Here is a 17,816-nt window from a genome sequence, read left to right as displayed (position 1 = left end):
TATGTCGAACGCCCCGATATTACATGAAAGCAGCACAGACCAACAAGAATAGAACCATAAGGAGGATTTTCATGGCGAATATGCTTGAAGTCAAACATATAAATAAAACCTATAAAGGACAAGTGTCCTATCAAGCCTTAAAGCAAATTTCATTTTCAATAGAAGAAGGTGGGTTCACGGCGGTGATGGGACCGTCCGGCTCCGGAAAAACAACCCTTTTGAATATCATTTCAACGATCGACCGGCCGGATTCAGGCGATATCCTGATTCACGGAGAAAACCCGCACCGGCTGAAGCGGACAAAGCTCGCTCATTTCCGCCGAAAGCAGCTCGGGTTTGTGTTTCAGGACTTCAACCTTCTGGACACGCTGACGATCGGTGAAAATATCATGCTGCCGTTAACGCTTGAAAAAGAAGCGCCGTCTGTAATGGAAGAAAAACTGCAAGGCATCGCGGCAAAGCTTGGAATCGAAGACCTGCTCAACAAACGGACGTTTGAAGTGTCCGGAGGCCAGCGCCAGCGGGCCGCCATCGCAAGAGCGGTCATTCATAAGCCGTCGCTCATCCTGGCCGATGAACCGACGGGAAACCTTGATTCCAAAGCGTCAAAAGACGTCATGGAAACGATGCAGAGCCTGAATCAGGATGATCATGTCACGGCTTTGATGGTGACCCACGATCCTGTTGCGGCAAGCTACTGCCGCCGCGTCATCTTTATAAAAGACGGCGAACTGTTTAATGAGATTTACCGCGGGGAAAACCGCCAAGTATTTTATGAACAAATTCTTGATGTGCTGTCTATGCTGGGGGGAAACGCAAATGACCTTTCTTCAGTTCGCTTATAAAAACGTCACCAGAAACAAAAGGGCCTATCTTGCATTCTTTTTAAGCAGCGCCTTTTCCGTTTTGATTTTCTTTACCTTTGCGATGTTCCTGTTTCATCCGGCATTAAAGGAAGGCTACCTGAATAGCATCGCCAAAAAAGGCTTAACCGCTGCGGAATGGATGATCTTTGTTTTTTCTTTCTTATTTGTTCTGTATTCGGTTAATGCATTTTTGAAATCGAGAAATAAAGAATTCGGCATCCTGCTCATGCAGGGCATCACGCCGGGGCAGCTAAGAAAGCTCATTACTGCGGAAAATATGATCATCGGCGTCATGTCAATTGCAGCCGGCATTATCGGAGGATTCATTTTTTCAAAGACGTTCTTTACGGTCGGCGCTTATATTTTAGAAATGGACGCGCTGCCTTTGTATATGCCTTGGAAAGCGCTCGGTATTACGGCTGGCGGATTTCTGCTCTTATTTTTCCTTTTATCGCAGTTTACGATCCTTTTTGTCAGATCAAATACGGTTATCAAATTAATAAAGGGCACTGACAAGATTAAGCCGGAGCCAAAGCCGTCCGTGCTACTGTCCTTATTCGGCATCGCCTGTCTGTGCGGCGGGTACGGCATGGTCCTTAAAGGCAATGTCCACGGGACCGAACCGTTTATCATTTTACTGCTCACCGTCATCGGAACGTATTTCTTTTTCAGCCAAAGCAGCATCTGGATTCTGCGCGCGCTGAAGAAGTGGAAAACCTTTTATCTGCGCGGGAAAAATATCATTTGGGTTTCTGACCTTGTCTATCGTTTAAAAGACAACGCCCGCCTGTTCTTTATTGTCAGCATGATTTCCGCGGTTGCGTTTACGGCTACGGGCGTGCTCGTGATGTACAAATCGACCGTCGGGGCGGAAGAGTCCGCTTATGAGATGGAGTATATATCTTACAGCGGCAATCCAAAAGAACAGACGCATTTGAAAAAAATTGACCATGAACTGAAAACACACGGATTTACGTATAAGAAAGACGAAATAGATGTTTCTTATGTTCGCTATCAGAAAGGAGAAACGGTTCCCCCTGTTTACATGATCAGCGAATCGGATGTATCAAAGTACTTCCATGTCAAGCTGAACGGCCTGAAAAATGATGAGGCTGTCTTTTTCCCGGGCACGTATGACCGAAATTTCAAAAATGAAGCGCCGGATCAGCTGAAGCTGCTGAACCAAAAAGGCAAGCCGTCTGACCAAAAACTGTCGGTAAAAGAAGTCAAAAAACCTCTGATTTCATTAAATGCCATCATCGCGGTGAACGATAAAACCTTTGATCAGCTCAAATCACTCGGTGATAAAGCGACATTATACGGCTACAGCTATGATCATTGGAAAGACAGTCTAGGGTTCAGCCAATCCTTGAAAAATGAGATTTACGGCAATTATATCGACGTGCATTCTGATTTTATGGCAAAAGCCGGGACTTACTATGATACGGTGCAGCTGCCGAGCTTAAGTTTATTCATCGGACTGTTTATCGCGATTGTCTTCTTTATCGCGGCAGCAAGTTTCTTATATTTCAGGCTGTTCACCGATTTAGAAGAAGATCGGGAGCGCTACCGTTCGCTGGCCAAAATCGGTTTGAGTGAGCGTGAGATGTCACAAAGCGTGACGATACAATTGGCGATTCTCTTTTTCTTTCCATTTGTCATTGCTGTCATGCATACGCTGTTTGCCTTGAGAACATTGGCCGTGGATGGCTATTCCGTAGTAGCGGGGCCGCTCAGTCTCACCATCGGAGGGTTTTTCATTTTTCAGCTTCTGTTCTTCCTCGCGGTGCGGTCGAGCTATTTGAAAAAAATGAACAAGTAAGGGGCGTGCAAAGATGAAAAAAGCATTGGCAATCCTGACCGTCGTAGCGGCCGCTGTCGCAATATGCGGGCTTCTCTTTTTTCATAACGATGTTACAGACAGGTTTAATCCGTTTATTCACCAGCAAAATGTCTATGTCCAGATTGATCGAGATGGCAGACATCTTAGCCCGGGCGGTACTGAGTATACATTAGATGGATATCATGCATCCGGAAAAAAAGAAGAAGTGACCTTTTTCGCCGGTAAAGACCTTCGAAAGAACGCGTATTTGAAGGTGAAGGCAAAAGGAAAGTATGTTGAGACTTGGGAAGAAGTCAGGTTTGAAGATATGCCGCACTCCGTACAGGCAGCATTAAAGTGAATCATAAAAAACGGCACAGTGTCATAACTGTGCCGTTTTCTTTATTTTTTATTTTCTTCGGCCCGTTTGATCAGCATGTCGGTGATGATATCCACCTGTTTGCTGACAGAAATCGGATCGTACGGGTAGAACGTGTCAAAGTCATTGATAAACACGCGATGATGTTTGACAGCGTCTAGGTTTCTCCAGATAGAGGAGTCCTTCAGCTTGTCGAGTGTTTTGCTTTCGCCTTTCGGATTATAGTCCGTAATGAACATATAATCTGCGGCATACTCAGGAATAACCTCTTGAGAGAGCTGTTTCATCTCTCCTTTTTTGATGACATCTTGTTTAATTTTTTCAGGCGCTTTTAACCCAAGCGCGTTGTATACAGCTTGGCCGCCGCGTCCGCCATTGTCATTGAACACCCAGAATTCGCCTTTGTCCGTGTTTTCATAAATGCCGAAGGTCGCATCCTGGTCGATGACGCCGGCAATTTTCTTTTTGGCTGTTTCCGCTTTTTTAGTAAAGTCAGCCATAAATGCTTTTGCTTTATCCTTGGCGCCCGCAATATCTCCGAACATTGCAACGGTATCCTCGATGTTTTTCGCGGTGTTATAAGGAACCACAACAGTCGGAGCGATTTTCTCTAATTTATCGACGTTCTCATCATTCATGACAACGATTAAATCAGGCTGAAGCTCCATGACTTTCTCAACGCTGATCGGATCACCGACATCTTTTACATCTTTGAGCTTCGTTTTTAAAAACGGATTATCAAATGACCATGAACCCGAGCCGACGACGTTAGCCCCGACAGATAATAGTTCTCCAGCATAAAAATCAGTAACGATGCGTTTCGGATGTGCAGGAATGTCGACGTTCCCTTTTGTTGATTTGTATGTTCTCATTTCTGTCTTATCTGAAGCTGAATCACCTGAGCTTCCTTTTGAAGCCGTGCCGCTGCAAGCACTGACAAACACGAGAAGCAGCACCAGCAAGCCCACAAGCAATGTGTTCTTTTTCATTTAAGAACCCTCCAATATGTATTTTAATCTCATTAATAATGATTATCATTATCAATTCATAATATAGCAAGAAACCTGTTATCCGTCTATCACAATTTTAAGGGGAGAAAATTTTTTGTTTACAGGTGACGCGGTATCCTTAATCTATTATTATAGGTAAATAGGAGGAGAAAATATGGAAATTACAAAAAGAGGTGCCGCGTGGGAGTGGCTGCATAGCTGGTGGATGCTGTTTATCTTCATGCCTTTTGCCATTACCAGTTTTTTTGCCTTTATATTTATTGGCATCAAGGTGAGAAATAAAAAGTGGATCATGTACGGAATTATTTATTTTTTGGTATTTGCATTTGCTTTCGTGCTGCCTGACCCGCCCGGACTACTTATTGTGCTCCCGTTGTGGGCTGTGACCATTATTCACGGTTTTAAAGTGCGTCCGCTGTATTTGATTCAGCTGGATGTCTACAAAGACAATGTGGAGGCACGGGCCTTTGCCGAGGCAAGAAGTGAAGCCGAAAGCCGATTTCATGCGCCGAAACAGTCTATTCAAGATATACATATTCGCAAAGAGCAGTAAGAAAAAAGCTCAACACTAAACATTGTGTTGAGCTTTTTATATGCTACTGCTGATAGGACTGCTGCTGGAATGGCGTCTGTTGACCGAATGGAAGTGTAGATACATTTGTATTCATCACACTTGATTGTCCATTGAGTTCCTGCTGCATCTGGTTGCACATGTTGACAACCTGCTGGCATTTTTGAATGGCTGCGTCATGCCCTTGCAGCGCTTGCTGAATGGTATGTGCAGCTTGTTGTTCGTGGTTTAGAATCTGCTGCAGCATTTGAATGTTTTGCTGCTCTTGATGAAGCATTTGACGATATTGGTTGCTGCTTTGCTGTGTTTGCTGAATAAGCTGCTGAGCTGTCTGGCGGCATTGGTTCAGCTGCTGCAGACTGTGTTGCGTATTGTGCATGTATAATCCCTCCATGTGTTTATTTGACATTTGTCGGTCTTATCATGCAACCCGAACCAGAAGAAATGCGGCAAAAGGAGAACTACAATTATTTTCCTTACTCCCCTCATTCTTTGAATGACAACGGCAAAAATTGTATACTTGTAAAAACCCTTTTTATGTAAATGTCCAGCCCTGCACATAAGAATAGCGGAAAACGAAACTCCGACATCTGGAGAATCGTATTCCGCTTTTTTCTTTTCTTGCTTCAGAAACCGCCTTCGCCCGCAGTAAACGGGATATTTAACCTGTTTTCTACCGTACGGAGACGCTGATTGAGCCGGTTTAAGCGGCGTGTATGGCGTTCAACAGCCTGGCTTAGCTGATTGACCTGATCGGCCATCCTTGCAATTTCCCGGTTTTGACGGCGATCCTCATTCGACAGACGGGTTAATTCTCTTGTTTGCTGTTCGTTTTGTCGTTCAAGCGCAGCAATTCTTCTTTCCAATGCCGGCTGTCTGTCCGTCTGGTATGGCTGGTATACATCCTGCTGCGGATATGGATTGTATTCATATTGGCTATAGTAAGGTTCCTGCTGAGGGAGCTGCGGGCTGTAATATTGATAAGGGTTCATGTAATCAATCTCCTTAAAAAGAATGTGGGTGAATTCCTTATAATCTATGTAGTCATTGGCACAGTGCCACGGCATTCGCCTAAAAAAGTAAGAAAGGACGGTGATGACGCTGAGCAGAAAAGGACCTGTTATTGTGTTCCTGTCTGCTGCATGTCTCATGCTTACGGGCTGCCAGCAGCCAAAAGAAGAGACGCCGTTTTATTACGGAACTTGGGATGAGGGCATTACCCCCGGTCCCGCGGACGGCGTGAAATCAGCAACGGTCACATTTACCAAAGACAAGGTGCTGGAGACGGAGGTGATTGAAGGGAGAGGAGAGGTACAGCTGCCCTTTATGGAATACAAGGTGGTGTCTCAAAGCACTGATGGCTCTATTGAGATCCAGTATCTTGGCTCCTATTATCCGCTCAAAAGCAAACTGAAAAGAGGGAGAGACGGAACGTTGATATGGGAACAAAATGGTCAGGCCAAAACGATGACAAGAATCGAGTCAAAGGCCTGCAAGGAGGAGAAACATGAGAAATAAAAAAGCGGAAAGTCTTGTGGTGACAGGCCTTATTTTACATATCATTCAGTGGATATTCGTATTATGGGCTTTTCTCAAGATCAAGCATTTATTTAGTGACTATACGATTTATAACCCGAATGTCATAAACGGGTCGATGCAGTCGTTATCGTTTATGCAAATGCTGCGTTCTATGATGTACTCGGGCGCACTGGTGAATTATGTTCTGTTTTTTGTGATTGCATTGCTTATGTATTGTTTAGTGCTGCATGCGATCATGATTATTCTTGAAATAGCCGCTTATGTGATGATCAGACGGAATCCTTCATCTTCTTGGGCATATTTTTTGACGGCGGCGGGTGTGAAGCTTGCCATTTTCAATATCACGGGTATTCCATTTTTAGCTGCCGGCTTCCTGCTGATGAAACAGAAACAAGCAGAAACCGGCGAAAAGGGTCCAGAAAGAAAACGCAAGCCGCGCACGCGGATCCGGAGACAAGGCAGACGTCTAAACAGAAACAGGAGAAAATCATCTCTTTCGGTTGAATATCAAAAAGAAAAAACGATATGATGGGACTATAGCCTGAAAACGACACGAAGGAGATGCAGAATGTACAAATTAATAGCAATCGATATGGACGGAACACTTTTAAATGATCATCATGAAGTGACGGCGGAGGTCCGTGACGCGCTGCATGCCGCAAAAGCGGAAGGGGTAAAAATTGTCCTTTGCACCGGCCGGCCTATCGGGGGTGTTCGGAGATACTTAGATGAACTCAATTTAATTGAGGAAGGCGACTATGTGATCGCCTATAACGGGGCGCTTGTTCAAAATACGCATACAAAAGAAGTGGTGACGGAATTGTCTCTAGGATATGATGATTTGGCATCATTATATGACCTGAGCTTAGAGCTGGAGACACCGATGCACTTCTTCGACTCAGCCAATCTGTATACGCCTAACCGTGATATCAGCGAATTTACCGTATATGAGTCGTACGTGACACAGGTGCCGCTTCATTACCGCAAAATTGAGGAGATGCCTAAAGACATTCTCATTCCGAAAGTGATGTTTATTGATAAACCAGAGCACTTAAGCCACGTCATAACATCGATACCGAAAGACGTGAGAGAAAAGTATACGATGGTCAGAAGCGCGCCTTTCTTTTACGAAATTCTGCATCCGGAAGCAAGCAAAGGAAATGCTGTGCGTCAGCTGGCGAATCTGCTCGGAATCGAGCAGGCTGAAGTTATGAGCATAGGCGACAACGGCAACGATCTGACAATGATCGAATGGGCCGGCTGCGGCGTTGCCATGGCAAACGCCATTCCGGAAGTGCTTGAGGCCGCAAACTTTCAAACGCGCTCCAATAATGAACATGGCGTTGCACATGCGATTCACGAGCTTGTTTTGGCTAAATAAAAAGTCCAGCCTTCTAAAGGCTGGATTTTTTCGTTTTATTAGATGTAATGTCAATTCTTTGACGAATCGATTTGACTTTCGTTATGCTGATAAAACCAATTCATTCACAATATGTATGATATGAATCTGAATTGAAAAGGGGACTGATCAAATGTGCACAAGTCTTACATTGGAAACTGCTGACCGTAAACATGTATTAGCGAGAACAATGGATTTTGCATTTCAGCTGGGGACAGAGGTGATTCTCTATCCGCGCCGTTACAGTTGGAATAGTGAAGCTGACGGAAAGGCCCATCAGACACAGTACGCATTTATCGGTATGGGAAGAAAACTTGGGAATATTTTATTTGCAGACGGCGTTAATGAAAACGGTTTATCGTGTGCTGCACTTTATTTTCCGGGCTATGCGGAGTACGAAAAAACGATACGGGAAGACACCGTTCACATTGCCCCGCATGAGTTTGTGACATGGGCGCTGTCAGTCTGTCAGTCTTTGGAAGACGTGAAAGAAAAGATTCGATCTTTAACGATTGTAGAGAAAAAATTAGATCTATTGGATACAGTTTTACCGCTTCACTGGATATTGTCAGACCGGACGGGACGAAGCCTGACGATAGAACCGAGAGCAGACGGTCTCAAAGTCTATGACAATCAACCTGGTGTCATGACGAACAGCCCCGACTTTTTATGGCATGTGACCAATTTGCGGCAATATATTGGAATCAGACCGAAGCAATTAGAGAGCAAGGAGATGGGCGGATTACCGCTGTCCGCTTTTGGCCAAGGCTCTGGGACTGTGGGCCTTCCGGGGGATTATACACCGCCTTCCCGGTTTGTCAGAGCTGTTTATTTGAAAGAACATCTAGAGCCGGCGGCCGATGAAACGAAAGGGGTAACAGCCGCTTTTCAAATTTTGGCTAATATGACGATACCCAAGGGCGCAGTGATAACGGAAGAAGATGAAATCGATTATACGCAATATACTTCCGTGATGTGCAATGACACTGGAAACTACTATTTCCACCACTATGACAATCGGCAAATCCAAAAAGTAAATTTATTTCATGAAGACCTTGATTGCTTAGAGCCTAAAGTGTTTCCCGCTAAAGCAGAAGAGAGCATTCATGAGCTTAATTAATTCACATCAATCAGCTGATTCTGAATCCGGAGTCAGCTGTTTTTTTATTAGAAAGTTACGATAGGCGGTTTGCAATAGCGAAAGAAAAGGCAAAGGAAACGGCGAAAAGAAAAAACTGCATTTCTATAAAATGTTTGGATAAAAACGGAGTCTCTGCTTCATCAGACTCATTTTTTTTGCCGATATAGAGGTTGCACTAGTTGAATGAACCAATGTTATTCCATCATGTTCACCTAAGGAACTCTTCAGCTTGTATAGAAAAAATTGATCTCAATTCATTGACAAACTCGCCATACAAATGTACATTTTGATTTATTCACATTAAACAACTAGGAATATAGGAGTTTATTTTTCGGACTTTTCAGCCTAAAACATGATAAAAGGAGCAGTAACGTCATGACAAGCAAAAAGAAGCAAATCAAATTAGGAGTTTTTCTTGCGGGGACCGGACATCATGTTGCGTCTTGGCGGCATCCGGACGCGCCTGCGGATGCGAGCATGAACTTGGATTATTTTAAAGAGCTGGCGAGAACAGCAGAGCGGGGCAAGCTGGATATGCTGTTTTTAGCAGACAGCCTGTCAATTGACAGCAAATCGCATCCAAATGTGTTAACAAGGTTTGAGCCATTTACTTTGCTCTCAGCTTTGGCGCAGGTGACATCAAGCATTGGACTGACTGCGACAGCTTCCACTACTTATAGCGAGCCGTTTCACATTGCCAGACAATTCGCGTCACTGGATCACCTGTCCAACGGCCGTGCTGGATGGAATGTCGTGACCTCATCCATTGAGTCAACGGCACTGAATTTCAGCGGGGAAAAGCATCTCGAACACCACTTGCGCTATCAGCGGGCAGAGGAATTTGTCGAGGTCGTAAAGGGACTCTGGGATTCATGGGAAGAGGACGCCTTTATCCGCAATAAAGAAACAGGTGAATTCTTTCATAAAGAAAAAATGCACGAGCTCAACCACAAAGGAGAGTATTTCTCAGTCCGCGGGCCTCTGAACGTTTCAAGGTCACCGCAGGGCCAGCCTGTCATGATTCAGGCGGGTTCATCAGGGGACGGGAAAGCGCTGGCTGCCAAAACGGCTGAAGTGATTTTCACGGCACAAAACCATTTGGAATCAGCACAGGAATTTTATGAATCAATTAAAAAGCAGGCAGCCGAGTTTGGCCGCGATCCTGAAAAAATCGCGATCATGCCGGGCATTTTTCCGGTCATCGCGGACACTGAGGAAGAGGCGCGGGATAAATATCAAGAGCTTCAGGATTTAATCATTCCATCTGTCGGCCTGCAAATCCTTCAGAATTATTTAGGCGGAATTGATTTGTCTGCTTATCCGCTTGACGGGCCGCTGCCAAAGCTTGACGCGGATGCTTCCAACGCGGTGAAGAGCCGATTTAAGCTTGTTCAGGAAATGGCTGAACGGGACAATATGACGATACGTGAGCTTTACAAATACGTTGCAGGCTCCAGAGGCCATCACATTTTTGTCGGAACGCCGGAACAGCTTGCCGACAAGATGCAGGAATGGGTGGATCATAAAGCTTGTGACGGATTTAATATCATGCCCCCGCTTCTTCCGGAAGGAATTGAACTGTTCGTTGACAAAGTGGTTCCGATTTTACAGGAGCGCGGCGTGTTCAGAAAAGAATATGAAGGCACAACATTGAGAGAGCATTTCGGTTTAGAAAAACCGGTAAACCGTTATGCGAGGTAAGGAGGAACGCTCGATGAAGACGCAATATCGCCTGGCAACTGAACGTGATGCCGAACAGCTTCTCGAGCTGACAAGGCGCGCCTATGAACCGATTCGAAAGCTCGGCATTCGTTTTGCCGCGGCCCAAGCGGATCTGGATCTGGTCTTAAACAATATCCGAAAAAACGCCTGTTACGTCATGGAAGAAGACGGGCGGATCATTGCGACCATCTCCTTAAGAATGCCTTGGGGACAGCAGCCTGGACCGTATGGCGTTCCTCATATCTGGTGGTTCGCTGTTGATCCTGAAACCGGGCAAAAGGGAGTCGGGACAAAACTGCTTCAATGGCTGGAGCAGACAATCCTGCGTGATACGTTAAAGGTTCCGTTTGTATCGCTTGGAACAGCGGATAAGCACCCGTGGCTGATTGAGATGTATGAAAGAAAAGGATATGTCCGAGCAGGCCAGCAGGATCTGGGCAAAGGACATATGACAGTCTATATGAAAAAACAACTGCGACATGACCTATAAAAGATAAAAGGCGGGAAAATCAAATGAAAATGAAAAAATGGACTGTGCTGGTAGTTGCTGCGTTATTAGCCGTGCTATCAGCTTGCGGCAATGGGAACAGCAGCAGTAAAGAGGATGACAACGTACTTCATGTAGGTGCGACCGGACAGAGCTACCCGTTCGCTTATAAAGAAGACGGAAAGCTGACAGGTTTTGATGTAGAAGTAATGGAAGCTGTTGCAAAGAAAATCGACATGAAACTGGACTGGAAGCTGCTCGAATTCAGCGGTCTGATGGGAGAGCTTCAAACAGGCAAGCTTGACACCATTTCCAATCAGGTAGCGGTGACAGATGAACGAAAGGACATGTACAACTTCACAGTACCGTACTCTTATGCAGGAACACAGATTGTCGTCAAAAAAGACAACAATGACATCAAATCAGCAGACGATTTAAAAGGAAAGACAGTAGCTGCTGTATTAGGTTCTAATCACGCGAAAAATCTTGAAAGCAAAGATCCTGACAAAAAAATAAATATCAAAACATACGAGACACAGGAAGGCACGCTGAAGGATGTCGCATACGGACGTGTGGACGCTTACGTAAACAGCCGAAGTGTGCTGATCGCGCAAATTAAGAAAACAGGCTTGCCATTGAAGCTTGCCGGAGATCCGATTGTGTACGAACAAGTCGCATTCCCATTTGCCAAGGATGACGCGCACGACAAGACCCGTAAAAAAGTCAATAAAGCGCTCGATGACCTGCGCAAAGACGGAACGCTTAAAAAGCTTTCAGAAAAATATTTTAACGAAGATATTACAGTAGAACAGAAGCATTAAGAAACGGCGGTGAACCACAAGAATGAATACGATTGATTGGGAATTCATGATCTCAGCATTCCCGACTTTAATTCAGGCCCTTCCGATTACATTGTTTATGGCTGTAGCAGCCATGGTTTTTGCGATTATCGGCGGACTTATTCTCGCACTCATTACAAAGAATAAAATTCCAGTGCTTCATCAGCTGTCAAAGCTGTATATCTCATTCTTCCGGGGCGTGCCGACACTTGTGCAGCTGTTCTTAATTTATTACGGGCTGCCGCAGCTGTTTCCGGAGATGAGCAAGATGACAGCTCTCACAGCTGCCATTATCGGTTTAAGTTTAAAAAACGCCGCCTATTTGGCAGAAATCTTCCGTGCTGCCCTTAACTCTGTTGATGAAGGTCAGCTGGAGGCGTGCCTGTCTGTCGGTATGACGAAGCTTCAGGCCTACAGACGAATTATCCTTCCGCAGGCAGTCAGAAATGCGATACCGGCAACGGGTAATACATTTATCGGCCTCCTAAAAGAAACCTCATTGGCATTTACTTTGGGTGTCATGGAGATGTTTGCGCAAGGTAAGATGTATGCATCGGGAAATCTGAAGTATTTTGAAACCTATTTGGCGGTTGCGATTGTCTACTGGGTCCTTACAATCATATACAGCATCCTGCAGGACTTGTTTGAACGCGCCATGAGCAAGCCATACCGGACTTAGAGGTGAAATCAGTTGATAAAAGTAAAGAATATTCGCAAAGCGTTTAAAGATCTGGTCGTGCTGGACGGAATCGACCTTGAAGTAAAACGCGGAGAAGTGGTGGCGATCATCGGTCCGTCCGGTTCCGGAAAATCAACGCTTCTTCGGTGCTTGAATCTACTGGAGCGTCCCAATCAAGGCATCATTGAAATTGGAGAAGCCAAGCTGAACGCGGAAAAGTTTACACGCAAGGAAGCATACCAGCTCCGTCAGCAAACGGCCATGGTCTTCCAAAATTACAATCTGTTCAAAAATAAAACCGCCCTGCAAAACATTACGGAGGCTTTACTTACGGTTCAAAGAAAATCACGCGATGAAGCGAACCGCATTGGGATGGAGATTCTGAAGCAGGTCGGTTTAGAGCATAAAGCGGACAGCTACCCGATCACAATGTCCGGCGGCCAGCAGCAGCGAATCGGCATCGCGCGGGCACTAGCGGTCAATCCGCATGCAATTTTGCTGGATGAACCGACTTCGGCGCTTGACCCGGAGCTTGTGGCGGGTGTGCTTCAAGTCATCAAATCGATTGCTGAAAAACAAACAACAATGATCATCGTCACGCACGAAATGGCATTTGCAAGAGAGGTTGCAGATAAAGTGATTTTTATGGCGGACGGCCATATTATCGAGCAGGGAACGCCCGAAGAACTGTTTGACCATCCGAAAAATGAACGGACAAAACGATTTATCAAGCAGGTGGGAGAGCCTGCAGAGCTTATATAGAAGGGAAGAAGAAGAATGGCCGAAGAAACGTTTCATACACGTTTAATCAATATGCGGCGTGACCTTCATGCACACCCTGAACTGTCATTTCAAGAGTTTGAAACGACAAAAAAAATCCGCCGCTGGCTTGAAGAAGAACATATAGATATTGTTGACGTTCCTCAATTAGAGACTGGCGTGATTGCCGAAATCAAAGGGCAGGAAGACGGCCCCGTTATTGCGATACGAGCGGATATTGATGCGCTCCCAATCCAAGAACAAACGAATCTGCCGTTTGCCTCTAAGATAGACGGCACGATGCATGCGTGCGGGCATGACTTTCATACCGCTTCCATCATCGGCACGGCTATTTTGTTGAATAAAAGAAGAGACAAGCTGAAAGGCACGGTCCGCTTTATCTTTCAGCCTGCGGAAGAAATCGCCGCAGGAGCAAGAAAGGTCATAGAAGCTGGCGTGCTTGATGATGTTTCCGCCATTTTTGGCATGCACAATAAGCCTGATTTGCCTGTCGGCACCATTGGGATAAAGGAAGGTCCGCTCATGGCAAGCGTTGACCGGTTTGAGATTGTTGTGAAAGGGAAAGGCGGACATGCCGGCATCCCAAATAACAGTGTTGATCCAATCGCTGCAGCAGGACAAATTATCAGCGGCCTGCAATCTGTGGTCAGCCGCAATATCAGCTCATTGCAAAACGCGGTTGTCAGCATCACAAAATTACAGGCAGGCAGTTCATGGAACGTGATTCCGGACCAGGCTGAGATGGAAGGCACCGTTCGCACCTTCCAAAAAGAAGCGAGAAAGGCCGTTCCAGAGCATATGAAACGAGTGGCTGAAGGAATCGCCGCGGGCTACGGGGCACAGGCCGAATTCCGGTGGTTTCCTTATTTGCCGTCCGTTCAGAATGACGGCACATTTTTAAACGCGGCATCCAAAGCTGCGGCACGGCTTGGCTATCAAACGGTGCAAGCGGAGCAATCCCCAGGCGGAGAAGACTTCGCTCTTTATCAAGAAAAAATTCCTGGCCTCTTTGTCTGGATGGGAACAAACGGCACAGAAGAGTGGCATCATCCGGCGTTTACATTGGATGAAGACGCACTGCAAGTTGCATCCAGCTACTTTGCTGAGCTGGCTGTACTTGTACTGGAGTCAATCAAATGATCCGAACAGAACTGACAGCAGGTCTTGCTGAGGCCGTAAGATTATCACAACCTGAGGACGCCATTGACGCGATGCGTGAAGCCAAAAAGGGATTGCTTGATTTTACAGCCGCATCATTCGCAGGAAGAGAAGAAAAAGGCATTCAAAAGCTTTTGCACCTGATCGAAGAGGAAGGCGGCACGCCCCTTGTCCCTGTTATCGGGCAAGGGAAAAAGGCAGCGCCATTACAATCTGCGCTGCTCAATGGATTTATCGCCCATGCTCTGGATTTCGATGATGTCCATTCCGATGTAAGGGGACATCCAAGTGCAGTGATTTTGCCGGCACTCATTGCTTCAGCTGCCGCTCGCGAAAGTGACGAGCGGCTTCTTGGCGCTTATATTGTCGGTGTGGAAGTGATGGCAAGGCTTGGAGAGTCAATTGGCAGCCTGCACTATGAAAAAGGCTGGCACAATACGGGAACGCTCGGAGCCATAGCTGCCGCCTGTGCTGTAGGGTACGCGGAGGAACTCACTCAAGAAGAACTGGAAAAAGCAATCGGTTTTGCCGCAACGCAGTCTGCCGGAATGAGGGTGCAATTCGGTACAGAAATGAAACCGCTGCACGCAGGGCTGGCAGCTCAATCAGGCTTGCTTGCTGTTAAGCTGGCCCAATCTGATGTTGGAGGCACTCGTACGGCATTGGATGGAGAAAAAGGTTTCTTCGGCCTATACGGTGATGTAGACAAGGCCCAAACCACGCTGTTAAGCCATTGGGGGGAACCATGGAGAATCGTGAAGCCAGGCCTATGGTTTAAAATCTATCCATTCTGCTCCGCGGCACACCACGCGGCAGATGCCATTCGCCAGCTTATCTCTCAGGAAGCCATTTCTGCTGACAATACAGAACGGATTGAAGTCGTCTTTCCGCCTGGCGGAGATGCTGCATTAACGGCAAGATCACCAAACACAGGAGAGGAAGGCCGCTTTAGCGTTGAATATGTCATTGCCCTCGCCCTGCACGGACAGAAGCTGATTGCTGAACATTTCAACAGCAACCCGGTACCAAATCACATGCACGCCGCAATGCGTCATATTCAGCGTGTGTATGACAATCGCATTCAGCCAGCCTCTCAAGCGGTTCCAAAGGGCCGTTTCACCATTGTTCGTGCATTTTTATCAGATGGCCGCATATGTGAAGCGCGGGTGGACTGCCCAAAGGGAGCTCCTGGAAACGGTCTGTCTGAAGAAGACGTAAAAGAAAAATTGAAATCAGCGCTGTCAAGTGATGTGCAAAAAGTAGCGCAAATCATAGGAGCCATTGAGCGCGCTGACATGAAAGAATTTTTATCGCATTTAGATTAGAATTCGCCTCCCATCCCCTTCTTCAGATGATATGATAAAGCCAAATCTTACGTTTGAAAAAGGAGAAAGGCCATGACGGTAAATGATGCGGTTGTATGTATTCTGGCCATCTTTTTATTATTGGGAGCAGCTGATTATTGCTTGGGAAACAGGTGGGGGCTTGGCGAGCGGTTTGCGGAAGGCTTTAAGGCCATGGGGCCGCTTGCGCTGTCAATGGTCGGGATTGTGTCGCTGGCGCCAGTGCTTGCGGGAATACTGATTCCCGTCGTGTCCCCGGTCTATGCCGCCATTGGCGCAGATCCATCCTCCTTTGCCAACACCATTCTGGCCATTGATATGGGAGGCTATGCGCTGGCAGCAGAAATGGCGAAAGATCCGGACGCTGGCGTGTTTTCATGGGTATTTCTGGGGACGATGATGGGGCCGACAATCGTGTTCACCATTCCTGTTGCTCTTGGCATGATTGAAAAACAGGATCACCCGTATTTTGCAAAAGGCATTTTAATTGGACTGTGCACTGTGCCGATCGGATGCTTTGTAGGCGGAGTAGCTGCGGGATTTGAGATGGGATTGATCCTGAAAAACATTCTGATTCCCATTCTTTTTTCTGCGGTTATCGCTTTTGGATTATGGCGCTACACCGACAAAACAATCCGCGTATTTCACGTTTTTGGGAAGGCTGTCAGTATTGTTGCGATCATTGGGCTTGTTGCTGTTTCGATTGAAACGCTGACAGGCATTTTACTAATACCAGGCCTCGAAAAGATTGAAACAGGCATACAAACCGTAGGCACCATCGCGGTTGTATTAGCGGGCGCTTTTCCGCTGACAGCTTTTATCACAAAAACTTTTGGTAAACCGCTCCATACTTTGGGCAGGGTATTACACCTAGATCAGGCAGCGACAGCGGGAATGGTTGCTTCTTTGGCACACCATATCCCAATGCTCGCCACCTTAAAAGACATGACGCCAAGAGGAAAGGTTATCAATGTCGCGTTTGCGGTCAGCGCCGCCTTTGTGCTCGGCAGCCACCTCGGCTTTGTGGCGGGAATGAAAAAAGATATGGCAGCAGCCATGATCATCGGGAAATTAGCTGGCGGTATCACAGCTGTCGCGGTAGCTGCGTGGGCCACGCCCGCCTATTCAGCCGGGCAGCAAAGAAAAAACTCTCTTGAACAAAACTGAGGAAGGCTGTTTCAACTCTCCTCATTAGGGAAATGATACAGTAACGATTCCGGAAAGAGGGTTGGGCACATGGATGCGAAGGACCAGTGCATCTCTAAAATAAAACAGGAATCCAAGCCTTGGATAAAGCGGTTCGGAAGGCTTGGTTATTTTACATTCGGCGGTGTTTTTATCTTGCTCGGCATTCTGGCGTTGATGACGGCTGCCGGGTCTGGAAGCGGGGCAAAGGATTCAAGCGGAGCACTTCAAACCTTATCACGCATGCCGTTTGGGTCGATTTTGCTTTTCTTCATCGGAGTCGGACTCATCGGGTATGTTATATGGATGGTGTTGAGTGCGGTTAAGGATACAGAGGGCCACGGCACAGGAAGAAGGGGCCTGTCACGAAGAACGGGAAATTTGTTCAGTGCCGCCGTATACGCATCAATTGCGTGGAATGCCCTTCGGTTTGTCTTTGATCAAGGGAGCGGCAGCACATCAGAACAGACGTGGTCTGCTTATATATTGGCGCAGCCGTTTGGGCAGTGGCTGACGGGACTCACAGGAGCGGGCTTTATCCTATTTGCAGTGGTTCAATTCATAAAAGGTATCCGTGCTTCTTTTATGAAAGAATTCGATACGTCCAAAATGAGCAAAGAAATGATATGTATTGCAAAAAACACAGGACGCGCAGGCAACATCGCCCGTGCTATTATTTTCTCAGCCATCGGCTTCTTTCTCATAAAAACCGCTCTTACTTCTGATCCGGACGACACAAGAGGCTTTGACGGGGCGCTCGCTGAACTCGCGCAGCAGCCGCATGGCAGACTGATTCTGATCTTCTTGGCGTGCGGGCTTGTGTTATATGGAATATACGCCATCATGAAAGGTATTTATCAATATATGAAGTGGGAAAAATAAGCTCTGAACGAGAA

20 protein-coding genes and 1 pseudogene are annotated in these 17,816 nt (G+C 46.4%); 18 read left to right on the top strand and 3 right to left on the bottom strand.

What is annotated here, in order from left to right:
• The first annotated feature begins 71 nt into the window (after nucleotides 1-71).
• Genes yxdL through V6D42_RS14080 form a run of 3 tightly spaced genes read left to right on the top strand, consistent with a single transcriptional unit; the run spans nucleotide 72 to nucleotide 3,049 of the window.
• On the top strand, nucleotides 72-845 hold the full coding sequence (yxdL, locus tag V6D42_RS14090) for an ABC transporter ATP-binding protein YxdL (protein ID WP_106019832.1): 774 nt from the start codon (nucleotides 72-74) through the stop codon (nucleotides 843-845).
• Entirely contained in the window at nucleotides 820-2,688 is a 1,869-nt protein-coding gene (gene yxdM, locus V6D42_RS14085; RefSeq protein ID WP_333513620.1) for an ABC transporter permease YxdM, read from the top strand. The genes yxdL and yxdM overlap by 26 nt, the downstream gene beginning before the upstream one ends.
• Nucleotides 2,689-2,701: 13 nt before the next feature.
• Nucleotides 2,702-3,049, top strand: a complete 348-nt coding sequence (locus tag V6D42_RS14080; protein ID WP_333513619.1) for a YxeA family protein — start codon at nucleotides 2,702-2,704, stop codon at nucleotides 3,047-3,049.
• 41 nt (nucleotides 3,050-3,090) lie between these two features.
• Here V6D42_RS14080 and V6D42_RS14075 read toward each other — a convergent pair whose 3' ends face one another.
• Complete coding sequence (locus tag V6D42_RS14075; protein ID WP_333513618.1) at nucleotides 3,091-4,056, bottom strand: iron-hydroxamate ABC transporter substrate-binding protein; 966 nt, start codon at nucleotides 4,054-4,056, stop codon at nucleotides 3,091-3,093.
• Nucleotides 4,057-4,231: 175 nt separating this feature from the next.
• Between V6D42_RS14075 and V6D42_RS14070 the strand changes: the two genes are divergently transcribed.
• A complete protein-coding gene (locus V6D42_RS14070; RefSeq protein WP_333513617.1) occupies nucleotides 4,232-4,630 on the top strand; it encodes a hypothetical protein in 399 nt (132 codons plus the stop codon).
• Nucleotides 4,631-4,673: 43 nt separating this feature from the next.
• On the opposite strand, the gene V6D42_RS14065 is transcribed toward V6D42_RS14070, so the two are convergent.
• Both V6D42_RS14065 and cotNE read right to left on the bottom strand, forming a co-directional pair.
• A complete protein-coding gene (locus V6D42_RS14065) occupies nucleotides 4,674-5,027 on the bottom strand; it encodes a hypothetical protein (RefSeq protein ID WP_326203839.1) in 354 nt (117 codons plus the stop codon).
• Between the two features lie 247 nt (nucleotides 5,028-5,274).
• Complete coding sequence (cotNE, locus tag V6D42_RS14060) at nucleotides 5,275-5,640, bottom strand: inner spore coat protein CotNE (protein WP_010332511.1); 366 nt, start codon at nucleotides 5,638-5,640, stop codon at nucleotides 5,275-5,277.
• Nucleotides 5,641-5,743: 103 nt separating this feature from the next.
• Here cotNE and V6D42_RS14055 point away from each other — a divergent pair, with 103 nt between their 5' ends.
• The 14 genes and pseudogenes from V6D42_RS14055 (at nucleotide 5,744) to V6D42_RS13990 (ending at nucleotide 17,802) form a co-directional block, all read left to right on the top strand.
• Entirely contained in the window at nucleotides 5,744-6,166 is a 423-nt protein-coding gene (locus tag V6D42_RS14055) for a DUF3255 family protein (RefSeq protein ID WP_333513616.1), read from the top strand.
• Entirely contained in the window at nucleotides 6,156-6,716 is a 561-nt protein-coding gene (locus V6D42_RS14050) for a hypothetical protein (protein WP_333513615.1), read from the top strand. The genes V6D42_RS14055 and V6D42_RS14050 overlap by 11 nt, the downstream gene beginning before the upstream one ends.
• Nucleotides 6,717-6,755: 39 nt before the next feature.
• Nucleotides 6,756-7,568 carry a sugar-phosphatase gene (gene yidA / locus V6D42_RS14045; RefSeq protein ID WP_010332508.1) on the top strand — a complete coding sequence of 271 codons (813 nt, stop codon included), beginning with the start codon at nucleotides 6,756-6,758 and terminating at the stop codon, nucleotides 7,566-7,568.
• 151 nt (nucleotides 7,569-7,719) lie between these two features.
• Nucleotides 7,720-8,706, top strand: a complete 987-nt coding sequence (gene yxeI / locus V6D42_RS14040; RefSeq protein WP_333513614.1) for a penicillin V amidase — start codon at nucleotides 7,720-7,722, stop codon at nucleotides 8,704-8,706.
• Nucleotides 8,693-8,914, top strand: a pseudogene (locus V6D42_RS14035) (hypothetical protein). Before yxeI ends, V6D42_RS14035 begins: the two are co-directional and overlap by 14 nt.
• Before the next feature lie 188 nt (nucleotides 8,915-9,102).
• A complete protein-coding gene (locus V6D42_RS14030; protein ID WP_333513613.1) occupies nucleotides 9,103-10,428 on the top strand; it encodes an LLM class flavin-dependent oxidoreductase in 1,326 nt (441 codons plus the stop codon).
• Nucleotides 10,429-10,441: 13 nt separating this feature from the next.
• The gene (locus V6D42_RS14025; protein WP_168749196.1) at nucleotides 10,442-10,939 is read left to right on the top strand and encodes a GNAT family N-acetyltransferase; all 498 of its coding nucleotides are present in this window, start codon (nucleotides 10,442-10,444) and stop codon (nucleotides 10,937-10,939) included.
• 23 nt (nucleotides 10,940-10,962) lie between these two features.
• Nucleotides 10,963-11,757, top strand: coding sequence for an amino acid ABC transporter substrate-binding protein (locus V6D42_RS14020; RefSeq protein WP_333513612.1), 795 nt, complete (start codon nucleotides 10,963-10,965; stop codon nucleotides 11,755-11,757).
• Nucleotides 11,758-11,779: 22 nt separating this feature from the next.
• Entirely contained in the window at nucleotides 11,780-12,454 is a 675-nt protein-coding gene (locus V6D42_RS14015; RefSeq protein WP_010332503.1) for an amino acid ABC transporter permease, read from the top strand.
• Nucleotides 12,455-12,466: 12 nt separating this feature from the next.
• On the top strand, nucleotides 12,467-13,216 hold the full coding sequence (locus V6D42_RS14010; protein WP_268444898.1) for an amino acid ABC transporter ATP-binding protein: 750 nt from the start codon (nucleotides 12,467-12,469) through the stop codon (nucleotides 13,214-13,216).
• Between the two features lie 15 nt (nucleotides 13,217-13,231).
• Nucleotides 13,232-14,374 carry a M20 peptidase aminoacylase family protein gene (locus V6D42_RS14005; RefSeq protein WP_326218659.1) on the top strand — a complete coding sequence of 381 codons (1,143 nt, stop codon included), beginning with the start codon at nucleotides 13,232-13,234 and terminating at the stop codon, nucleotides 14,372-14,374.
• The gene (locus V6D42_RS14000; protein ID WP_333513611.1) at nucleotides 14,371-15,717 is read left to right on the top strand and encodes an MmgE/PrpD family protein; all 1,347 of its coding nucleotides are present in this window, start codon (nucleotides 14,371-14,373) and stop codon (nucleotides 15,715-15,717) included. Before V6D42_RS14005 ends, V6D42_RS14000 begins: the two co-directional genes overlap by 4 nt.
• A gap of 72 nt (nucleotides 15,718-15,789) precedes the next feature.
• Nucleotides 15,790-16,902: an ethanolamine utilization protein EutH gene (eutH, locus tag V6D42_RS13995; protein ID WP_333513610.1), complete on the top strand. Its 1,113-nt coding sequence runs from the start codon at nucleotides 15,790-15,792 to the stop codon at nucleotides 16,900-16,902.
• Between the two features lie 69 nt (nucleotides 16,903-16,971).
• Nucleotides 16,972-17,802: a DUF1206 domain-containing protein gene (locus tag V6D42_RS13990; protein ID WP_333513609.1), complete on the top strand. Its 831-nt coding sequence runs from the start codon at nucleotides 16,972-16,974 to the stop codon at nucleotides 17,800-17,802.
• Nucleotides 17,803-17,816 lie beyond the last annotated feature (14 nt).

The organism is Bacillus sp. 0909A, from assembly GCF_036765115.1.
Lineage (GTDB): Bacteria > Bacillota > Bacilli > Bacillales > Bacillaceae > Bacillus > Bacillus mojavensis.
This window is presented reverse-complemented; position numbering and strand designations above follow the sequence as displayed.